Annotated in this window: 14 protein-coding genes and 1 riboswitch; of the genes, 6 read left to right on the top strand and 8 right to left on the bottom strand. The window is 66.2% G+C overall.

The window, feature by feature from the left end:
- Positions 1 to 192 precede the first annotated feature (192 nt).
- The 4 genes from recC to arfB are packed head-to-tail and all read left to right on the top strand — an operon-like array spanning position 193 to position 9,996.
- Positions 193 to 3,588, top strand: a complete 3,396-nt coding sequence (gene recC / locus AB6804_RS02245; protein WP_370885052.1) for an exodeoxyribonuclease V subunit gamma — start codon at positions 193 to 195, stop codon at positions 3,586 to 3,588.
- Complete coding sequence (gene recB / locus AB6804_RS02240; protein WP_370885400.1) at positions 3,588 to 7,307, top strand: exodeoxyribonuclease V subunit beta; 3,720 nt, start codon at positions 3,588 to 3,590, stop codon at positions 7,305 to 7,307. The genes recC and recB overlap by 1 nt, the downstream gene beginning before the upstream one ends.
- The gene (locus AB6804_RS02235) at positions 7,304 to 9,571 is read left to right on the top strand and encodes an AAA family ATPase (protein WP_370885051.1); all 2,268 of its coding nucleotides are present in this window, start codon (positions 7,304 to 7,306) and stop codon (positions 9,569 to 9,571) included. Before recB ends, AB6804_RS02235 begins: the two co-directional genes overlap by 4 nt.
- A 17-nt stretch (positions 9,572 to 9,588) precedes the next feature.
- Entirely contained in the window at positions 9,589 to 9,996 is a 408-nt protein-coding gene (arfB, locus tag AB6804_RS02230; RefSeq protein ID WP_035960910.1) for an alternative ribosome rescue aminoacyl-tRNA hydrolase ArfB, read from the top strand.
- Between the two features lie 72 nt (positions 9,997 to 10,068).
- Here the strand turns inward: arfB and AB6804_RS02225 are convergent, their stop codons facing one another.
- From AB6804_RS02225 to thiC, 6 genes are all read right to left on the bottom strand, one after another.
- A complete protein-coding gene (locus tag AB6804_RS02225; protein WP_370885050.1) occupies positions 10,069 to 10,998 on the bottom strand; it encodes a DMT family transporter in 930 nt (309 codons plus the stop codon).
- Positions 10,999 to 11,098: 100 nt separating this feature from the next.
- Entirely contained in the window at positions 11,099 to 12,700 is a 1,602-nt protein-coding gene (locus AB6804_RS02220; protein ID WP_370885049.1) for an L-lactate permease, read from the bottom strand.
- A gap of 243 nt (positions 12,701 to 12,943) precedes the next feature.
- On the bottom strand, positions 12,944 to 13,072 hold the full coding sequence (locus AB6804_RS02215) for a hypothetical protein (protein ID WP_268237931.1): 129 nt from the start codon (positions 13,070 to 13,072) through the stop codon (positions 12,944 to 12,946).
- A gap of 258 nt (positions 13,073 to 13,330) precedes the next feature.
- Positions 13,331 to 13,822, bottom strand: a complete 492-nt coding sequence (locus AB6804_RS02210) for a hypothetical protein (protein WP_370885048.1) — start codon at positions 13,820 to 13,822, stop codon at positions 13,331 to 13,333.
- Positions 13,823 to 14,010: 188 nt separating this feature from the next.
- Positions 14,011 to 14,223, bottom strand: a complete 213-nt coding sequence (locus AB6804_RS02205) for a glycine zipper 2TM domain-containing protein (protein WP_035960926.1) — start codon at positions 14,221 to 14,223, stop codon at positions 14,011 to 14,013.
- A 181-nt stretch (positions 14,224 to 14,404) separates the two neighbouring features.
- Positions 14,405 to 16,336, bottom strand: coding sequence for a phosphomethylpyrimidine synthase ThiC (thiC, locus tag AB6804_RS02200; protein ID WP_370885047.1), 1,932 nt, complete (start codon positions 16,334 to 16,336; stop codon positions 14,405 to 14,407).
- A 133-nt stretch (positions 16,337 to 16,469) separates the two neighbouring features.
- Positions 16,470 to 16,611: riboswitch (TPP riboswitch) on the bottom strand.
- Positions 16,612 to 16,893: 282 nt separating this feature from the next.
- Here thiC and AB6804_RS02195 point away from each other — a divergent pair.
- Positions 16,894 to 17,832, top strand: coding sequence for an EamA family transporter (locus AB6804_RS02195; protein WP_370885046.1), 939 nt, complete (start codon positions 16,894 to 16,896; stop codon positions 17,830 to 17,832).
- 262 nt (positions 17,833 to 18,094) lie between these two features.
- Positions 18,095 to 18,874, top strand: coding sequence for a DUF4397 domain-containing protein (locus AB6804_RS02190; RefSeq protein WP_370885045.1), 780 nt, complete (start codon positions 18,095 to 18,097; stop codon positions 18,872 to 18,874).
- Positions 18,875 to 19,027: 153 nt separating this feature from the next.
- Here the strand turns inward: AB6804_RS02190 and AB6804_RS02185 are convergent, their stop codons facing one another.
- Positions 19,028 to 19,162, bottom strand: a complete 135-nt coding sequence (locus AB6804_RS02185) for an entericidin A/B family lipoprotein (protein ID WP_035961206.1) — start codon at positions 19,160 to 19,162, stop codon at positions 19,028 to 19,030.
- A gap of 171 nt (positions 19,163 to 19,333) precedes the next feature.
- The gene (locus tag AB6804_RS02180; protein ID WP_370885044.1) at positions 19,334 to 20,785 is read right to left on the bottom strand and encodes a sensor histidine kinase; all 1,452 of its coding nucleotides are present in this window, start codon (positions 20,783 to 20,785) and stop codon (positions 19,334 to 19,336) included.
- Positions 20,786 to 20,897: the final 112 nt, after the last annotated feature.

Raw genomic sequence — 20,897 nt, 5'->3', positions numbered from 1 at the left:
ACTTCCTGTATGGACGCGCAAGGGGCGGGCAAGGGCGCTGTCGAGTCTAACGCAACTCAACGAGCGTTCGGACCTCGGCCGAACGGCCAGGTTCTCGGCGCGAAGTCGCTTTGTTATGCTGGCGCTTGATTTGACAAAGCTTTGCGTTTTGCGCGCTGCTTCTTCGCTTGCCAGCATCCAATCCCGCCCTTCATGCTCGAACTCTTCTATTCGAACCGTCACGAAACGCTTGCCGCCGCGCTTTTCGAGGATCTCGACACATTTGCGATGCGCGAGGGCAATCCTTTCGCGCGCGAGTCGGTCATCGTGCCCAGCGCGGCCGTGCGACGGCGGCTCGAACTGGATATGGCCGAGCGGCTCGGCATCTGCGCGAATGTCGATTTTTGCTATCTCGCGCAATGGCTATGGGCGCAGATCGGGCGCGTGCTGCCGGTGCCCCAGCGTTCGCCGTTCGCGCCGGACCGGCTCGCGTGGCGCTGCTATCGCCTGTTCGACGAGCCGCCGTTCAGACAAGCGCCGCGCCTGTCGACCTATCTCGACGCCGCCGACGATTCCATGCGCTACGAACTCGCGCGCCGCATCGCGACGGTGTTCGACCACTATCTGACCTATCGCCCGGACTGGCTCACGCACTGGCAGGCGGGCGGCTCGATCCTCGCGGGCGGCGGTGCTGAGACGGATGCGCGCGGTCCGCGTCTCGCGGGCGCGAGCGAGATCCAGCGCCAGGACGAACACTGGCAGGCCGCGCTGTGGCGCGCGCTGCTCGACGACCTGACGACGCCCGGCTCCGGGCAAGATCCGACGCCGCCCGCGTATCGCTTTCTGGCCGACGCGCCGCGCTTCGATCTCGATACCGCGATGCGCGCCGAATGGCCGAGCCGCATCAGCGTGTTTGCGCTGCCGACGATGCCGCCGCTGCACATCGCGTTGCTGCGCGAGCTGTCGCGCTGGATCGACGTGCGCATCTACGCGCTCAACCCGTGCCGCGAATTCTGGTTCGATATCGTGAGCCAGGCGCGCGTCGAGCAGCTCGAACTGAAGGGCGAGGCGCATTTTCAGGAAGTCGGGCATTCGCTGCTCGCGGAGTGGGGCCGTCAGACGCAGGCGCAGCTTCACATGCTGCACGAGCTTACCGAAAGCGCGGCATCGAGCGAGCGCGAGCTGTTCGAAGAGAACACCGCGCCGACATGGCTTGCGCGCGTGCAGAACGGCATTTTGACGCTCGACGAAGAGAACGCCGGGCCGCAGCCGGAAGACATCGTCGAGACGGGCGTGGAAGTGCATGTCTGCCATAGCCTCTCGCGTCAGCTCGAAGTGCTGCACGACCGCCTGCTCGACTGGTTCGACGAGATAGAGGGACTCGAGCCGTCCGATGTGCTCGTCGCGTTTCCCGATCTGGCGGTGGCCGGCCCGCTCATCGACGGCGTGTTCGGCACCGCGCCCGCCGGCGCGAGCAACGAGCGCAGGCGCATTCCCTATCGCATCACCGGCTTGCCGCCTTCGCAGGCCAACCCGGTCGCGCGCGCGATGCTCGACTGGCTCGCCCTCGCGGAACGCGGCGTCGGCGCGCCGGAGCTGATCGAATGGCTGCGCGTCGATGCAATCGCGACACGCTACGGCATCGACGCGCCATCGCTCGAAACGGCGCAGGAGTGGCTCTCGGCGGCGGGCGCGCGCCGGGGCTTGCGTCCGGCGGAAGCCGCCGGCGAGCACGTGCCCGCCGCGCGTCACACCTTCGCCGATGCGCTCACGCGTCTCTATCTCGGCTACGCGCTGCCGGGCGGCGGCGCGCCGGTCGCGGAATGGCTGCCCGTCGAGGGCGCGCAGGGTTCGGAGGCGGAGTTGCTCGGACGCCTCACACGCTTCATCGACGATATCGACGCCTTCGCCGCGCAGATCGAGACGCCCCGCACCGCGCGCGCGTGGGGCGACTTGCTGCTCGATGCGCTCGCGCGTTTCTTCGATGCCGGCGTCGCGTTCAACGACACCATCGGCGACGTGCGCCATGCGATCGATGCGCTGATCGTCGCGATGGAAGAAGGCGCGCGCGACACGGAGGTATCGGCTGCGGTGATCCGCACCGCGCTCACCGATACGCTCGACGATCCCGCGCGCGGCGGCGTGCCGTGGGGCGGCGTCACGTTCTCGTCGCTGACGAGCTTGCGCGGGCTGCCGTATCGCGTGGTCTGTCTGCTCGGCATGGACGACGGCATGTTGCCGAGCCTCACGCGCGCCGACGAATTCGACCTGATGGCGAGCTTCGGCAAGCTGGGCGACCGGCAGCGCCGGGACGACGAACGCAATCTCTTTCTCGACCTGATGCTCGCGGCGCGCGACCGGCTGCTGATCGCCTACACCGGGCGCAGCATCCGCGACAACGCCGTGCTGCCGCCCGCCGCGCTCATCGACGAATTGCTCGACCATCTCGCCGAAGCCGTCGCGGGCAAGCATGCCGCGCCGGACGAACTGGCAAAGGCGCGGGCGTCGTTCGTGCGCGAGCATCCGCTGCAGCCGTTCGCGCCCGAGTATTTCGAGCCGGCGGGCCGTCTCTTCACCTACGAGCCGGAGCGCGCGGAACTGGCGCGGGTGCTGGCGGCGGGGCGCGTGCACGGAAGCGCGCCGTTCTTCGCATCGCCGCTGCCGCCCGAAGACGACGAAGCGGCTACCGTCGCCTTCGACGATTTCGTGCGCTTCTGGCGGCATCCTGCGCGCGCGCTGCTGCGGGATCGGCTGGGCATTGCGCTCGTCGATGCCGAAGCCGAACTGGATATGACCGAGCCGTTCGAACTCGGCTTCGCAGGACGCGATGCGCTCGCCGGGCGCGTGCTGCCGTCGCTGCTCGAAGCGGAAGACCACGTCGTGCACCACGCCCGCGAGCGCGCGCGTCACGTTGCGCGCACGAGCCCCGAAATGCCCGGTGGCGCGACGGGCGCCGTCTGGCAGACGCGCGAGATGCACGCGCTCGCGCATCTCGCGGACCGCATCCGCACGTCGGTGGCGGAGGGCGCGACGCGCTTGCCGTTCTCGCTCGACGTGGCGCCGCGCTGGCCCGACACGGGCGGCGTCGCGCTCTTCGGCCCGCACGACGACGCGCTCATCGACGAGCGGCCGCTCACGCTTTCCGGCACGCTCAATCGCCTGACGCCGCAAGGCCAGGTGATCTACCGTTACGACCAGCCGCGCGCCCACGATTACCTGTCCGCGTGGCTCGCGCATCTGGCCTATTGCGCGGCGCTGCCGGACGGCCCGCGCCGCACGATCTGGCACGGACGCGGCGCGCAGTCGTCGGATTTCGAACTGACGCCTGTCGCCGATCCGCTCGCGCATCTCGCCGCGCTCGCGGCGCTGTATCGCGCAGGCCGGCGCATGCCGCTGCGTTTCTTCCCGAAGAGCGCGTGGCTCAAGATGACCGAAGGCGATGCGAAGGCGTACGGCGCGTGGGAATCGGACCGCGTGCGCGCGGAATCGGACGATCCGGTTTATCGCATCGCGTTTCGCGGCGAATCGCTTGGGCTCGACGACCGCTTCGCGGCGCTCGCGCGCATCGTTTTCGAGCCGCTTCGGCAACACCTGCAACGCGACGCATGATGACGACAGCAATCCAGTCCGTGAACACCGAAGCCGTCCAGAAACTCGACGTCTTCTCCTGTCCGCTCGACGGCGTCAACCAGATCGAAGCATCCGCCGGAACCGGCAAGACGTGGAACATCTGCGCGCTCTACGTGCGCCTTCTGCTCGAGAAGCAGTTGAGCGTCGAGCGCATTCTCGTCGTCACTTTCACGAAGGCCGCGACCGCCGAACTGCACGAGCGCATTCGCACGCGGCTCGCGGGCGTCGCGCATGCCATCGAAAACGGCGATGCAGCCGGCGATCCGTTCATCGAGCGGCTTTTCGAGACCACGCTCGCCGACATTGATCCGAACGAGGCGCTGCAGCGTATTCGCATCGCGCTGCATACCTTCGATCAGGCCGCGATCCACACGATCCACGCGTTCTGCCAGCGCGCGCTGCAGGAAGCGCCGTTCGCCGCCGCGATGCCGTTCGCGTTCGACATGGAAGCCGACGACAGCGCGCTGCGCTTCGAGCTTGCCGCCGATTTCTGGCGCGAGCGCGTCGAGCCGGCAGCCGCGCGCACGCCGTCGTTCGCGTCGTGGCTCGTCGCGAAGGGCGCGGGACCGGCATCGCTCGATGCGCAACTGGCGCGGCGGCTCAAGAAGCCGCTCGCGACGTTGCGCTGGGGCAAGAGCGAGGCGGAACCTGCAGCGGAAGCCGTCGATGCGAAAGCGCTTTTCGACGAAGCGTGCGCGGTGTGGAACGCCGAGCGCGGCGCGATCGCCAAGCTGCTCTTCGACGCCGAGGCGATGCTGAAGCAGACCTCGCACAAGCGCTCGATGATCGAAGCCGCCCTCGACGCATGGGCCGAATATTTCGCCGATGCCGATTGTCACGCAGAGCCGCCGAAGGAGGCGCTGAAGATCACCGCATCGGCGCTCGCGAAGGGCACCAAGGTCAAGCACACGCCGCCCGCGCATCCGTTCTTCGAGCATGCCGAGACGCTCGCCGCGTCGGCCGCCGCAGCCGAAGCCGCGCAGCGTGCGATGTGGCTCGACATCGTGCGCGAATGGCTCGACTACGCGCCGGCCGAACTGTCGGCGAGAAAGCGGGCGCGGCGCGTGGTGTCCTTCGACGATCTGTTGTCGAACCTGCATCACGCGCTCGTCCGGCACGCGTGGCTCGCGCAGGCGTTGCGCGAGCGTTATCCGGCGGGGCTCATCGACGAATTCCAGGACACCGATCCGCTGCAATACGCGATCTTCAACCGCGTGTTCGCGCCGCATGGACCGCTCTTTCTGGTCGGCGATCCGAAGCAGGCCATCTACAGCTTTCGCGCCGCCGACCTGCACACGTATCTCGCCGCGCGCGACGGCGCGAGCGCGCGTTACACGCTCGCGGTGAACCAGCGTTCGACGGCGCGCATCATCGAGGCGTGCAATCGCGTGTTCGGCGCGAATCCGTCGGCGTTCATTCTCGAAGGCCTCGACTATCAGCCGGTGCGCGCGGGCACGCGTTCACGCGGACCGTTCGTCGATGCGACGCCCGCCGCCGCCTACTCCGATATCGCGGATTTCTGCGTGTGGATGCTGCCGCACGGCGATGCGGCGCTGTCGAAGGCCAACGCGCAGCGCGAAGCGGCCGAGGCGTGCGCCGCCGAAATCGCGCGGCTGCTGAAAGGCGCGGCGCGCGGTGAAGTGCGCATCGGCGACGAGGCGCTCAGTGCGGGCGATATCGCCGTGCTCGTGCAGACGCATCGGCAAGGCAGTCTCGTCAAGCGCGTGCTGGCGGCGTGGGGTATCGGCAGCGTGGAACTGGCGCAGGCGTCGGTGTTCGGCTCGCTCGACGCCGAGCAGATCGAGCGCGTGCTCGCCGCCATCGACACGCCCGGCGACTTGCGCCGCTTGCGCGCCGCGCTCGCGACCGACTGGTTCGGGCTGGACGCCGCCGCGCTGTGGCGTCTGGAGCACGCGGCATCGACGGAAGAAAGCGGCTCCAGCGATTCGACGAGCTGGGTCGAGAGATTCTCGCGCTATCGGACGATCTGGCACGAGCGCGGCTTCGCGGTGATGTGGCGCACGCTCGCGCGGGAACTGTCGATTGCGGCGCGGCTCGTCGCGCGCGCGGACGGCGAGCGCAGGCTCACGAACGTGAACCATCTCGCGGAACTGCTGCAGGCTCGCTCGGCGCAACAGCCGGGCATCGCGCCGACCTTGCGCTGGCTGGCCGCGCAGCGCGCGCAGCAGGGCGGCGGCGAAGACGCGCAATTGCGCCTCGAATCCGACCGCAATCTCGTGCAGATCGTGACGATCCACAAGTCGAAGGGCCTCGAATACGCGGTCGTGTTCTGTCCGTTCCTGAACGACGGCACGGCGCGCGACGCCTCGAAATCCGGCTTGCCCGACGCCCGCGAGTATCACGACGACGCGGGCGAAGCCGTGCTGCACTATGGAATCGATGACGACGAAGCGCAGGGAATCGGCGCGACCATCGCACGCGAGCAGGCTGCCGAGCGGGCGCGGCTCGTCTATGTGGCGCTGACGCGGGCGGTGTATCGCTGCTACGTGGTCGCGGGCGTTTATATCTCGAACATGTCGAACAAGTCGACGAAGGAATCGCGCAGAAGCGTGCTGAACTGGCTCGCCGCGGGCGCGGGTCAGGACTTCGATGCGTTCTGCGACGAACCGCCCGACGAAGCGGGCATCGTCGCGGCGTGGCGCGCGCTGGAAGGTCAGGCCGAAGGCGCGATCGGCGTGACGCCGCTGCCCGTCATCGACCGGCGCGAGCCGCTTGCCGCCGTCGAGCGCGGCACGCACGAGATCGCCGCGCGCACCAACCGCCGCCTGTTGCGCGATCGCTGGCGCATGGCGAGTTTCAGTTCACTGGTGGCGGCGGGCGCGCGCGAAGAGGCGAATCAGTCGCAGCCCGCCGAGGCGCGCCCCGATCACGACGAACTCGCCGATACCGCTCCAACGCTCGTGCAAGCGCCGCCTTCCCGCGACGAATCCGCGCTCGCCGACGACGACATCCTCGCGTTTCCGCGCGGCGCGGCGGCGGGCGAATGTCTGCATCGCATGTACGAGCTTGCGGATTTCACACAGCCGTCGACGTGGCCCAAGGCGGTCGAGGACGCGCTGCGCGAGTATCCGGTTCCCGCGCCCGCGCCGCTCGCCCAGCGTCTTCGGCCGATGATGCTGCGCCTGCTCGCCGACACGCTCGAAAGCGAGATCACGCCGGGTATGCGGCTGTCGGGCATCGCCAACGGGCGGCGCATGAACGAGCTGGAGTTTCTGTTCCCGGCGCCGTCGCTGGATTTTCCGGCGCTGCGGCGGCTGCTGTCCGCGCACGGCTATCCCGATGTCGCGCTCGAAACGGGCGCGCTGCGAGGCTTCATCAAGGGATTCATCGACATGATCGTGCTGCACGGCGGGCGTTACTGGATCATCGACTGGAAGTCGAATCATCTGGGCGATGCCGCCGAACACTACGGCGCCGCGCCGCTTGCCGAGGCGATGGCGCATCACGCGTATCACCTGCAGGCGCTTGTCTATGTCGTCGCGCTGCACCGGTACCTGCGTGCGCGGCTCGCTGATTACGACTACGAGACGCATGTCGGCGGTTACCTGTATCTGTTCGTGCGCGGCGTGCGTCCCGAGTGGCGCGACCGCGACGCGGCGAGCGGCGTGCATCGCGGGCGGCCGCCGCTGGCACTGGTCGAGGCGCTCGACCGGGTGATGTCGGGAGGCGCGGCATGAGCACGATCGAAGCCGTGAACGCCGGGGAGTCGGCTGCGTCGGCCTTTGCCGACGAAAGCGCCGCGCTTGCCGAAGGTTTCGCGCGGCGCATCGGCGAACTGTCACGATGGTCGGGTGCGGACGCGCGGGCGATCGCGTGGGCCGAGCGTGCGGCGCTTGCCATCAGCCGGGCGACGGCGCTCGGACACGTCTGCATGCCGCTTGCCGCGCTTGCACGGCGTCACGGCGAGAACCTGCGCGAAGCACGCGATGCGCTGCTCGCAAGCGGCGTCGCGACGTTTGCCCGCACCGAGGCGCGCTTCGATGCGGCAAGTCTTCGGCCGCTCGTCATCGACGAGGACGGGCGGCTCTATCTCGCGCGCTACTTCGATTACGAGCGGCGGCTCGCGGTGGCGCTGGTCGAACGGGCGCGCGGCGCGCGAATCCACGTGTCGCAGCGGGAGCTTGCGCAGCAGGCGGAGCGGATCGCGCGCTACTTCGGGGAAGGCACGGCCAATGACGACATCGACTGGCAGCGCGTCGCCGCGTTCGTTGCGCTCGCGGGCAGGCTGACGATCGTGAGCGGCGGGCCGGGCACGGGCAAGACGACGACCGTGGTCGGCGTGCTCGCGTGTCTGCTCGACGCCGATCCGGGCTTGCGCATCGCGCTCGCCGCACCGACGGGCAAGGCCGCGCAGCGCATGCAGGAAGCGTTGATCGAGCGGGCGGACAAGCTGCCGCCCGAGCTGGCCGCGCGGCTGCCGCGCACATCCTTCACGTTGCAGCGCTTGCTCGGCGTGCTGCCGGACGGCGGCTTCCGGCATCATCGCGACAATCCGTTGCCCTATGACGTGATCGTGGTCGACGAGGCGTCGATGATCGATGTCGCGCTCGCGGCGCATCTGCTCGAAGCGGTCGCAGAGTCGAGCCGGCTCGTGATGCTCGGCGACAAGGATCAGCTCTCGGCGGTCGAAGCGGGCGCGGTGTTCGCGGAACTGAGCGCGCAGCCATCGTTCAGCGAGGCGGGCGCGGGGCGGATCGCGGGCGCGTTGGGCGTGGAACTGGCGCGGTTTCGGGCGGCGTTGCCTGACGGCGTCAAGTCTGCCGGCGGCGGCGACGGGCGCGGGAACGCAGCGGCCCACGCGAGGATGGACGATGCGTCGCTCGCGCAATCCGATGCGAATGACGAGGGCTACGGCGACTTTTTTCCGGGCGACGTAGAGGGCGATGCATCCAGCGCACAAGGCGAGAACCAGGGCGATTTGTTCTCGAACTCCGACGCCCGCGCGAGCGAATCGCCTTTCGCGGCTTCGTCCGATGCGTGGGGCGCTCGCGCCGATCCCGACGGCGCACCGCATGCCGACGAAGGCTACGCCGACCTGTTCGCCACGCTAGACACCGGCTCCCACGATGCGCCCGACGCCCGCGACGACGCCCCGCTCACCGACAGCGTCGTCTGGCTCGCGCGCAATTACCGCTTCGGGCTGGATTCGGCGATCGGCCGCCTGTCGATCGCAATCCGCAACGGCGATGCGCAAGCCGCGCTCCTCGCGCTCGACGCAAAGCAGTCGGCCGCACCTGAAGCGCCCGCCGCTGTGCTGCTGGACGACGGTCACGCCACGCTATCGGACCGCACGCTCGCTCATCTGGCGAAAGGATTCGCGCCCTACGCTGATGCGCTCGCGTCGATGCTGCAAGCGGAGCACGCGCCATCCGATGAAGCCCGGCTCTTCGATGCGCTCAATCGCTTCCGCGTGCTGTGCGCGACACGCAAGGGGCCGCGCGGCGTCGACGAAGTGAACGCGCGTATCGCGTCGAAGGTGCGCGAGCAGGCGGGCATTGCGCTTGCAATCGGAGCACAGTGGTTCGCTGGACGGCCGGTGATCGTCACGCGCAACGACTATGCGCTCGGGCTCTTCAACGGCGATATCGGCATTGCGCTGCCGGGGCCGAACGGCGCGCTGCGCGTCGCGTTCCGCATGGCGGATGGCTCGCTGCGTCATGTATCGCCGGCTGCGCTGCCGCCGCACGACACGGCGTTCGCGCTGACCGTCCACAAATCGCAAGGCTCGGAGTTCGAGCACGCGGCGCTCGTGCTGCCCGGCAGCTTCGTGCGCGTGCTGTCGCGCGAGCTGGTCTATACGGCGATCACGCGGGCGAAGCGCCGTATCGAAGTCATCGGCTCGGCGGCGATTTTCGCGCAGGCCGTCGATGCGCCGACGCGTCGCGATTCCGGTCTCGCCGCGAGAATGGCGCGGCTGATGCGCCTGCACCATCGATCCTGAACGAAGGAGTGTCACCCATGAGCGATAGTCTCGTGGTGCCGCCAGGCGAAATCGAGCTGACCGCCGTGCGTGCGCAAGGCGCGGGCGGGCAGAACGTCAACAAGGTGTCGAGCGCGATTCATTTGCGCTTCGACATCCGCGCGTCGTCACTGCCGGAGCACATCAAGGCGAGACTGCTCGCGCTGTCCGACAGCCGCGTCACGCGCGAAGGCGTGATCGTCATCAAGGCACAGGAACATCGCACGCAGGACATGAATCGCGCGGCGGCGCTCGCGCGTCTCGACGAGATGATTCGCAGCGTCAGCGTCACCCGGCGCAAGCGCATCGCGACGAAGCCGACGCGGGCGTCGCAGGTGCGCCGGGTCGAGGGGAAGGTCAGGCGGGGAGCGGTGAAGGCAGGACGGGGCGCGGTACGAGGCGAATAGGGAGGCAAGCGCCTTGCCGTCCATCGTCGCGCGATGCCGCGCCATGCGCACCGCGCGATGCTCAGCAATCCGTCACCGCGCGATGCTCCGCCGCGTGAGAAACGGAACGTGCTTCACGATTCCCGTCGCGAGCGCCGTGCCCACCAGCACGACAGCGCAGCCTTCGAGCATGACGAGCGATACGTGCTCGCTCAGGAACAGCGCGCCCCAGAGAATGCCGAAGAGCGGAATGACGAAGGTCACCGTCATCGCGCGTGCAGGGCCCGCCGCCGCCACGAGCCGGAAGTATAGAAAATAGGCGATGCCCGTGCAGCAGACCCCGAGCGCGATGACCGCCGACCACGCATGCGCGGAGATCGGCGTCGCGGGCCACGTCAGCAGGGCGATCGGCGCGAGCACGATGGTCGCGCCGATCATGCTGCCGGCGGCGTTGGCGGTCGCATCGATATCCATCAGATACTTCTTCGCAAAGTTGCCTGCCACGCCGTACAGCGCCGATGCCCCGAGCGCGGCGGCCGCCGCCAGCATGCCCTGAACGGGCAGCCCGGCCGATGCCGCCCCGTCTGTCGCGATCTGGTTCCACACGAGCAGCACCACGCCCGCGAAGCCGATCGCCATGCCGATGCTGCGCATCGTCGTCAGCCGGTCCTTCAGCCACACGTAGGCGACGAGCGCGCCAAAGAGCGGCGTCGTCGCATTGATGACAGACGTCGCGCCCGCCGACAGCGTCAGCTCCGCGAATGCAAACAGGCAAAACGGCGCGGCCGAATTGAGGATGCCGACCACGAAAAGCGGCAGCGCGCGCCGCCGCATCGTGCCGAGGGTGGCGGCGACGTTGCGGCGTGCAAGCAGCATCACGATCAGAAACAGCGCGCCGATGCCGGTGCGCATGGCCATGAGCGGCGCGACGCCGAACTCGGCGACTCCCACGCGAATGAACAGGAAGGATGCGCCCCACAATGCGGCGAGCACGATCAATTGCAACAAATTGGAGATGGACATGACGATGGCGGACTTCGAGATACTAATTAAAAGTCCGCGCATGTTAGCACTGCGCGCGGCGCCGAAGAGCGCGCCGCGAATGAGACCGCAAGATGCGGGGTCAGTGCGGCGGGATCATCCACGTCAGCACGTTCTGCTGCAGCCAGACGAGCACGCCCAGAATCACCGTCAGCAGAATCGAATGCTTGAAGGTGCGCGCGAAGACGAGCCCTTCCTTGCCCTTCAGCTCGGTCGTCGCGACGCCCGTCGAAATGTTTTGCGGCGAGATCATCTTGCCCATCACGCCGCCGGACGAGTTGGTCGCCGCCATCAGCACGGGGTTCAGGTTGAGCTGATGCGCCGCCACCACTTGCAGATTGCCGAAGAGCGCGTTGCCCGACGTATCGCTGCCGGAGAGGAAGACCGCCACCCAGCCGAGAAACGCGGACACGAGCGGAAAGAACGGTCCGACCGATGCGACGCCGAGACCCAGCGTGTAGTTCATGCCCGAGTAGTTCATCAGATAGGCGAGTCCGACGATCGTCGCCACCGTGAAAATGGCGATGCGCGTCTGCACCCACGTATCGACGATCGCCGCGCCGTATTCGCGAACGGGCAACCGCACGAGCGCCGCCGTGATGATCGATGCGACCAGAATCGCCGTGCCCGTCGCGAGCGGCTGGAAGTCCCAGATCGCGCCGTACGGCTGGTTGTACAGCGTGATGTAGACGGCCTTGTCGAGTCCTGGCCAGGAAACCTTCACATCGCCGATCAGGAAGATTTTCGCGACCGTCCACACGATCACCACCAGCGACACGACGATCCACGGCAGCCAGCCTTGTCCGCCCGAAATAGCCGCGCGTGTCTGGCCGAGTCGATCCACATTGACGGCGAAGCGCTCGTCGGCGGCGGGCTTCCAGACGCGCAGGAACGCGATCGTCAAAATCAGCGAAACGAGCGAGGAGAGCACGTCGGTCAGGGCATAGCTGATGTAGTTCGACGTGACGTACTGCGTGAGCGCGAAGCTCGCGCCCGACACGAGCAGCACGGGCCACACGCGCAACATGTTGCGAAAGCCCGCGTAGATGCCGATCACGTAGAACGGCAGGAAGAAGGCGAAGAACGGCAACTGGCGGCCGACCATCTTGGCGAGCGCATCGGTGGGGAGATGGGTGACCGCGCCTAGCACGGTAATCGGCACGCCGAGCGCGCCGAAAGCCACGGGCGCGGTATTGAAGATCAGCGTGAAGGTGAGCGCTTCGAGCGTCGGAAATCCGAGGAGGATCAGGAGCGAACTGGTGATGGCGATCGGCGTGCCGAAGCCCGAGATGCCTTCCAGCAGCGCGCCGAACGAGAATCCGATGACAACCAGCACGATACGCCTGTCGTTCGGCAGGTTTTCGACCATCCAGAGACGGAACGCTTCGAACCGCCCGGAGCGTTGCGCGACGTTGTAGAGCAGGATCGCGGCGAACACGATCCACATCACCGGCCATAGCGCGAACACCGCGCCCGCGGCGATCGAGTTGAGCGCGAGCTTGAGCGGGAAGTGCCAGGCCGCCACCGCGATGACGAGCGCGACCACCAGCCCCGCGAGCGACGCCTGCCACGCGGGCCGGCGCGCCCAGCCGAGCAGCACGAGCACGACGGCGATCGGCAGCGCCGCCACGATGAACGACAGCGCAAGCGAATTGGCGACGGGGGTGAGCAACTGATGGAACATCGAGGTCTCCTGTCGACCGCAGTCGGCGAACCGGGTTGCGCGTTCTTGTCGGCACGCGGCGGCGAGCCGCGAGGCGCGTGGGGACTTCGATGCTTCATCGGCCTTAAGCAGCCGCGTAACGCGCAGCCTAAGAATAGGTGACCGATGGCCTCCGTCAAGCGGGAAATGTTCTTATCGGCTGCGACGCACGAACGCGCGCCGCGACGCGCGTGGTATCGCTTGACGAGGAGGCATGCCGTGCCTTCAGCCTTCGACGGCTGCGGCGGGCGGTGTATCGTCGCGGCCCGGCAGAGGCGTTTGGCGGAAGACCCAAACGGTCAGCAGCGCGAGAGAAGCAAGCATCCACAGCACGAAAAACACAAAGGCCATCATGTCCACTCCCCGAGAGCGATGGTTTCGCGACGGCGGTGTACCGTCGCGTTGCGCAAATGAGGAAGCTTGATAGCCAGAACCGTGCCAATCGTCTGGCGAATCGGGCCAGAGGCTTGTCGGAAAAGGAAGGAGCGCTTTGTACTCTAACCAGCGCGGCGCGTGCGGGAGCGACTTGTGTCGGAAAATGTTGCAGGTCTGTTACGTCAAAAGGCGCAACAGACGAGGAAGCTGCGTTTTTCGTAACGCCGGCGAAACAACTCAGTGGCGGCCGCCGCCATGACCGCCGCCGTAGCCGCCACCGCCGCCATGCCAACCGCTGCCGCCGCCGTGCCAGCCGCCCCCATGCCAGCCGCCGCCATGCCATCCGTGTCCGCCTCCCCAGCAGCACCCGCCGCCCCAGTATCCGAAGCCGATGGATATCGCCGGATAACCGTAATAAGCGGGGTAGGCCGGATAAGCAGGATAGGGCGCGTAATACGGATACGGCGGATAGGCAGGAACCGCGTAGTACTCCGTCATCGGCACTTGCGCGGTTGCGTATGTTGCTCCCGGCGCGGGAGCTGCGGACGCGCCCGACGCGCCCTGTGCCGGCACCGCGAATTCGCGTTGCGCGTACGCGGTGGGTACGGTGGAGTAATAAGCGCCGGGATAATCCGGATAGGGAGGGTAATAGCATCCGCTGACGAGCATGCCCGCCGCGATCGCGGTGACGGCTGCTTTGGATGTGGTGGTGAAGCGGACGGGAATCATGGTGCTGCTCCTTGCGTGCGCCTTGCCGGACTCTTGACTCAAGCGGGTCCGTTCAAAGGAGCTTACTCGATCGTTTCGCGACACGTGCCTGAACTCGTGTGACAAAGCATCGCAAGGAGCCGCGTCTTGTAACAGGTCTGAAACAGCGGCGCGGTCCGGACCGGTTGCGCCGCGCGTGTGAGGTCTGCTTACTTGCCAACCTGATTGCCGATGACCCCGCCGACCGCCGCGCCGCCGAGCGTCGAAAGCGCGCTGCCGCCGATCACCGCCCCGCCCGCTGCGCCGACGCCCGCGCCGATCGCGGTATCGCGTTGACGAGTGGTCATGCTGTCGCAGCCGGTCAGGCCGGCCATGAGTGCTACGACCATTGCAGCGGCGCCGATTTGTTTGATGTTTTTCATGTCGACTCTCCAATACGATGATGAAGTGAAACGGCTGCGGCTCGCATCGAACAGCACCGCATAGGCTGCCGGTTCATACAGTAAAGAGCAGGAAAGGTGCCTGCGTGCCTTTGCGCGCCGACGAAAAAAGCCTGCCGCACGTCAGGCGCGACAGGCTTTTCCTGGTCAGACAGCAGCAACATCAGGTCGGCTGGTAAATCTCCGCTCCCTTCTTCACGAACTCGATCGCCTTCGTCTGCATGCCGTGCGTGAGCGCATCGGTTTCGCTGACGCCTTGCTTGGCCGCGAAGTCCCGCACGTCCTGCGTGATCTTCATCGAGCAGAAATGCGGGCCGCACATCGAGCAGAAATGCGCGACCTTGGCCGAGTCCTTCGGCAGCGTTTCATCGTGGAATTCGCGCGCCTTGTCGGGATCGAGGCCCAGATTGAACTGGTCTTCCCAGCGGAACTCGAAGCGCGCCTTCGAGAGCGCATTGTCCCGCACCTGCGCGCCCGGATGACCCTTCGCCAGATCGGCCGCGTGCGCCGCGAGCTTGTACGTGATGATGCCTTCCTTCACGTCGTCCTTGTTCGGCAAGCCGAGATGCTCCTTCGGCGTGACATAGCAGAGCATGGCGGTGCCGAACCAGCCGATCATCGCCGCGCCGATGCCCGACGTGATGTGATCGTAGCCCGGTGCGATGTCCGTGGTCAGCGGCCCGAGCGTGTAGAAGGGCGCCTCGTCGCACCATTGCAGCTGCAGGTCCATGTTCTCCTTGATGAGCTGCATCGGCACGTGGCCCGGACCTTCGATCATCACCTGCACGTCATGCTTCCACGCGACTTGCGTCAGTTCGCCGAGCGTCTTCAGTTCGCCGAGCTGGGCTTCGTCGTTGGCGTCGTAGATGGAGCCGGGGCGCAGGCCGTCGCCGAGCGAGAACGAGACATCGTATTGCTTCATGATTTCGCAGATGTCCTCGAAGTGCTCGTAGATGAAGCTCTCCTTGTGATGCGCGAGGCACCACTTCGCCATGATCGATCCGCCGCGCGACACGATGCCCGTCATGCGGTTCGCCGTCAGCGGCACGTATTGCAGGCGCACGCCGGCGTGGATCGTGAAGTAATCGACGCCTTGTTCTGCCTGCTCGATCAGCGTGTCGCGGAAGATTTCCCACGTGAGGTCTTCGGCCTTGCCGTTGACCTTCTCGAGCGCCTGATAGATCGGCACCGTGCCGATCGGCACCGGCGAATTGCGGATGATCCACTCGCGCGTCTCGTGGATGTGCTTGCCGGTCGACAGGTCCATCACCGTGTCGCCGCCCCAGCGGATCGCCCACGTCATCTTGTCGACCTCTTCGCCGATCGACGAGCTCACCGCCGAATTGCCGATGTTCGCGTTGATCTTCACGAGGAAGTTGCGGCCGATGATCATCGGCTCGCTCTCCGGGTGATTGATGTTCGCGGGGATGATCGCGCGGCCGCGCGCCACTTCCTCGCGCACGAACTCGGGCGTGATCGCCTTCAGCGCGTCCTTGCCGAACGCTGCCGCGCCGAACGCCTGGCCGGGATGCTGGCGGCCCATCATCTGCGCGAGCTTTTCGCCGTTCGGACCGCTCGCCTTCAGGCTTTCGAGATACTCGGCGCGCCGCTGGTTTTCGCGGATCGCGATGAATTCCATCTCGGGCGTGACGATGCCCGCGCGTGCGTAATGCATCTGCGTGACGTTCTTGCCCGCGACCGCGCGGCGCGGCTTGCGATGCAGGCCGGGGAAACGCAGTTCCGCGGTCTTCGGATCGGCGGCGCGCTCGCGGCCGAATTCGCTCGACAGGCCCGCGAGTTCTTCGGTGTCGCCGCGCTTCTCGATCCAGCCGGCGCGCAGTGCGGCCAGGCCGGAGCGGATGTCGATGCTCGCGTCGGGATCGGTGTACGGACCCGATGTGTCGTACACGTACACCGGCGGATTTTTCTCGCCGCCGAAGCCGTCGGGCGTATCGGATTGCGTGATTTCGCGCATCGGCACGCGGATGTCCGGTGTCGATCCGCTCACGTAGACCTTGCGCGAGTTCGGCAGCGGCGCGATGGCGGCGGCATCGACGACAGCGTTTTCAGACAGAAACTTCGGATTGGCATTCATGTGCTGTATGTCTCCTGCAGGGACGAAAATTCCAGCGCGAGCATGGGCAAGCTCGGCTGACTCAGGAGCTAAACAGGGAGGAACGAGATGGAAAGGTCGGGCGCTGAAGATGCGGCGGTAGGTCATTCGAGAGCCGCAGTGCCCGAACGCTTCCCTGCGCTGGCATTATCCAGATCAGGTTCAAAGGGTATTTCTCACCCACGTGGCACGGGCGATTCGACCGGTGGTGCCGATTCGAAATCGCGATGTGCAGCGCAGGACCCCCGCGTTAGCAGCCGCCACGATACACCGCACCGTGGTGCGTTGACAACCATCCCGAAAACGGCCGCATCGCGTCGCGCCGTTCCTGCATAATGGCGGGCGCCGCGTTTTAGGTGATTACCCGAAGCGCGGTTTCGCGACCGCCGCCGCTCTTCGTTCGCCTCTCGACCGCCCTTCCTTCGCATCATCATGCCGTTGTGTTTTCATCGTCCTGCACCGTCGTGCGGGCGTCGCGCTGTGAGTTTTTCGGTTGTTTCCGCAAGCGCCATGCGCCACGCGGTTTTTGCGGAGTGAGCATGTCCACTCCGATGCCGCGTCTGCCGTTCTCTTTTCCCGATCGCTTTCCGTTTCGCGCGCCTCGCTCTTTCCGGGGACAAGTCGTGCTCGCGCTCGCCGTCGTCTATCTCGTCTGGGGATCGACCTATCTCGGCATCCATCTGGCGCTCGAATCGTTTCCGCCGCTGATGCTCGGCGGCCTGCGCAATCTCTGCGCGGGCATCGGGCTATTTGCGATCGGTCTGCATCGCAAGGCGGTGCTGCCGAGCGCGCATGAAGTTCGCAATGCGGCGATCGTCGGCACCTTGCTCGAAGGTCTTTCGAGCGGAATGATGGCCTACGGCATGCGCACTGTCGGCACCGGCACGGCGGCGGTCATGGTGGCGACCGTGCCGCTCTTCGCGACCATCTTCACCGCGCTCGCCGGCCGCGCAGTGGCGAAGGGGGAGTGGTTCGCGGTGGCGCTCGGGCTTGTGGGCATCGTGGTGTTGAATCATGGCGATCCTTCGCCCGGTTCGACGCACGGCACGCTCGCGATTCTCTGCGCCGCGATCTTCTGGGCGGGCGGCGCGCATCTCGCGGGGCGGCTAAGACAGCCGTCCGATCTTCTGATGTCGACGGCGCTGCAGATCGGCCTGGGTGGCCTGATTGCGACGGGCATCGCGCTGATGGCGGGCGAGCGTCTGACGCATGTCGGCTTTGGCGCGGGCGTGTCGTTTCTGTATCTGATGCTGATCGGGTCGATGGCCGCGTACGTCGCGTATAACTTTCTGATTCGCCACACCAGCACGATCGTCGCGACGAGTTGCCTCTACGTGAATCCGATCGTTGCGGTGCTGCTGGGGGCGGTGCTGCTTGGGGAAGCCATCACGCAGTGGACGGTTGTCGCTACCGTCGTCATTCTGATTAGCGTGGGGTTGTCGTTCTGGTTTGATCGCCGGCGGCGGGGAGTAGCCTGAGCATTTCCTGCCTTCCCGATTGGTAAGGATTGCGCCTCGCCGCTCCTCTGTTGCGGTCATTCAGGCGACCCGAACGATTCCTCTAACGATTGACGAAACCTTGCCCGGCAAGGCATTCGAGCTGACCTGCGGCTTTTTTGCACGGCGCTTGGGCATAGACGCTGCTCATGTCCGGCGCCCGCGACGTGTGTCGTTCCGAAGGGATACGGCACGTCGTAGCGGCCCATCCAGATATCGACAATCAGAACAAGGAAGGTGGCATATGAAGCTCATCCGCACTGTGACGGCGCTCGCCGCTGTCGCTTCGATCCTGTCCGCTTGTGGCGGTTCGGACGACGTCGGCAAGGAACTCGGCCTCACGCAAGCGCAGGTTCATTTCATCCACGCGATACCGGGCGGCCCGAACGTCGACTTCTATGACAACGGCAAGGTGCTGCAAGGGAATCTGGCGTACAAGGCGGTGACGAACTTCGCAAACATCGACACCGGCCAGCACAACTTTTCCTATGCCGCCGTCAACACCACCACCCAGCTCGCCACCGACACGACAGTCGGCAATGCGGCAAAGGGCCACGAATACACCGTGATTGCGCTGCCGGAAGCGGGGCTGGCGCCGTCGATTGCAGTCATCGACGATCCGTTCGACAAGGGGCTGCTGTCGAACAGCGCACGCGTGCGGGCGTTCAACGCATCGACGAATGCGCCGAATCTCGATCTGTATCTCGTCGCGCCCGGAACGGACATCACGGCGGTCAGCCCGACGATGGCGGGCGTCGCCTTCAAGAACGCGGTGCCGGCTTCCACGCAGGATTCGCTCTATTTCTCAGGCGGGACCTATCAACTGATCGCAACGCTACCGGGATCGAAGACGCCGGTGTACAAATCGGCATCGTTCAACCTTGGCAACAACGCGGACTGGCTCGTGACGACGCTGCCATCCGGCAATGCCGTCTCGCAACTCGTGCCGGGAAAGATTCGCGTGCTGGTGGCGCAGGGCGGCAATACACAGCAACCCGCGCTCGATTTGCCTGACACGCAGTAACGTATCACCCATTAGAGCGAGCAACCCGCCCGAGCGATCGGGCGGGTTTGTTTTGGCTGGGACGCACGAAACAAGCGCACAAAAAAATCCCGCCGCGCAAGGCGGCGGGAAGTCAGCGAATACGCTTCTAACGAGCCGTAGCCCGCACCCGGCTTACTTATGCTCTTCGGCCGAATTGTGGATAGCCTGGCCGCCCTTCGAAATATCCTGGCCCGCGCCCGAGATGGTGTTGCAGCCCGCGAGCGCAGCCGTGCCGGCGATCAGCAGCAGAGCGATGAGTCGAGTCATGTTCATTCCCCTTGAAGTGAAATGGCGTGGTTAATCGTGTCTGGGTTGGCCGCTGATGGTTGCCTGGGCCTCACCGGTGCTAACAATCATAAAAAACGCGGGCTGGGCTCGGCTGTAGGCACGCATGTGTTTTTCTCGTCAGCGCAATCCGTACTTCTCGTCGGCATCGTCCTACGCGGCGGAACGGGCCGGCGTCGCAACGGCATCGCCATGAACGCGCTCGCGCGGCATCGATACGTGGATGCTCGTGCCGTGCGGCTTGGCCCGCTCGATCTCGAAGCGCCCGCCACGCGCCGACACGCGCTGCCGCATGCCGACGAGTCCATGCGTCTGCGTGCGCTTCAAATCCTGCGGCCGGATGCCGACGCCGTCATCGGCGATGTGCAGTGACACGCTCGCCTGATCCAGCGTCAGCGCGACGCGGATGTTGCTTGCGCGCGCATACTTCGCCGCGTTCGTCAGCGTTTCCTGCGCGACCCGGAAGAGCGCGATTTCGATCGCTTCGCCGAGCTTCGGGTCCTCGTCGGGCAAGTCGAATGACACCGCCCAGTTGTTGCGCTGCGCGGCCTCATCGACGAGCCCGCGCAGCGCCGTCACCAGTCCGAAGTTCGCCAGCACGGTAGGCCGCATGTCCTCGATGATGCGGCGCTTCAGCGCAATGCCCTGATCGAGATTGCCGATGGCGCGCGTGAGTTTCTCCGCCATCGCCGGTTCCGTTTCGCGCAGCTTGCCGCGCACCCACGCCACATCCATCTTGCTCGCCGTGAGGATGGAGCCGAGTTCGTCGTGCAGTTCGCGGGCAAGTTCGGTTTTCTCGTTTTCGCTCACCGACTGCAGATGCCACGCAAGCGCTTCGAGTTGCCGCGTGCGCTCGAAGACGAGTTGATCCAGCTCCTCCTGCTGCGTGATGAGTTCCCGTTGCACGCGGTCCTGCTTGTCGAGCTGGATGCCGAGATTGCGGAAAAGCAGCACGAACAGCACGATGTTCAGCGCACACAACGCGCCGACACATAGCGTCGAAATGCGCTGATCGGCGCGGCTCGCATCGAGTGCGTGCTGCGCGCGCTGCTCTTCATTGAGGCGTAACAGCGAGAGGGCGGCGCCGAGCGTGGCGTCGTCGGAGGCGGGCCGCGCTTCGGGTTGCGAAGGCGCGGCGAGCCGCGCGGCGCCTCGCTCGATTTCCTCGTTCGCCGCAGCGCTGATCTGCGCGAAGCTGGCGAGCGCCGTGTCGTCGCCGATGCGGCGGTAATAGGCATCGAGCGTCGCGAGGGCGCGGCGCACGTGCGCCGTCGTTTGCTCGAATTGCGCTTTGTAGGCCGGCTCGGGTTTCAGTGCGAACGCGCGTCCCTGGGCGGAAAGCGTCGCGATGTCGGCGGCGAGCGCGGACAGGTCGGCGGTGGCGCTTTTGGCATCGAGCGCGGTCTCGTATTCGGCCGCGATGCGCATGCGCCCCGACTCCAGAATCACGAGGCCGCCCACCGTGATGACGATCGCGACGGTCATTGCCACCAGCCAGCTATAGCGGCGCATCCATTCGTTGATGCGGGCAAGGCCGGCGTGGGCCCGGGTCGGCGCTTCGTCGTGCGCGGTGCGCGGCGGCACGGCGCGGGGTGCGTGGCTCATAGAGTTGGTCTGGCGTCGCCCGGGCGTCGGATGGTTCGCCCGCGCGAGTCGATTGAAAGCTAATGTCGGTGGATTCTCACAGCAAAAAAGGAGCCAGCCCGAATGCGCGCGC

The organism is Caballeronia sp. RCC_10, assembly GCF_041360715.1.
In the GTDB taxonomy this organism is placed as follows: domain Bacteria; phylum Pseudomonadota; class Gammaproteobacteria; order Burkholderiales; family Burkholderiaceae; genus Caballeronia; species Caballeronia grimmiae.
This window is presented reverse-complemented; position numbering and strand designations above follow the sequence as displayed.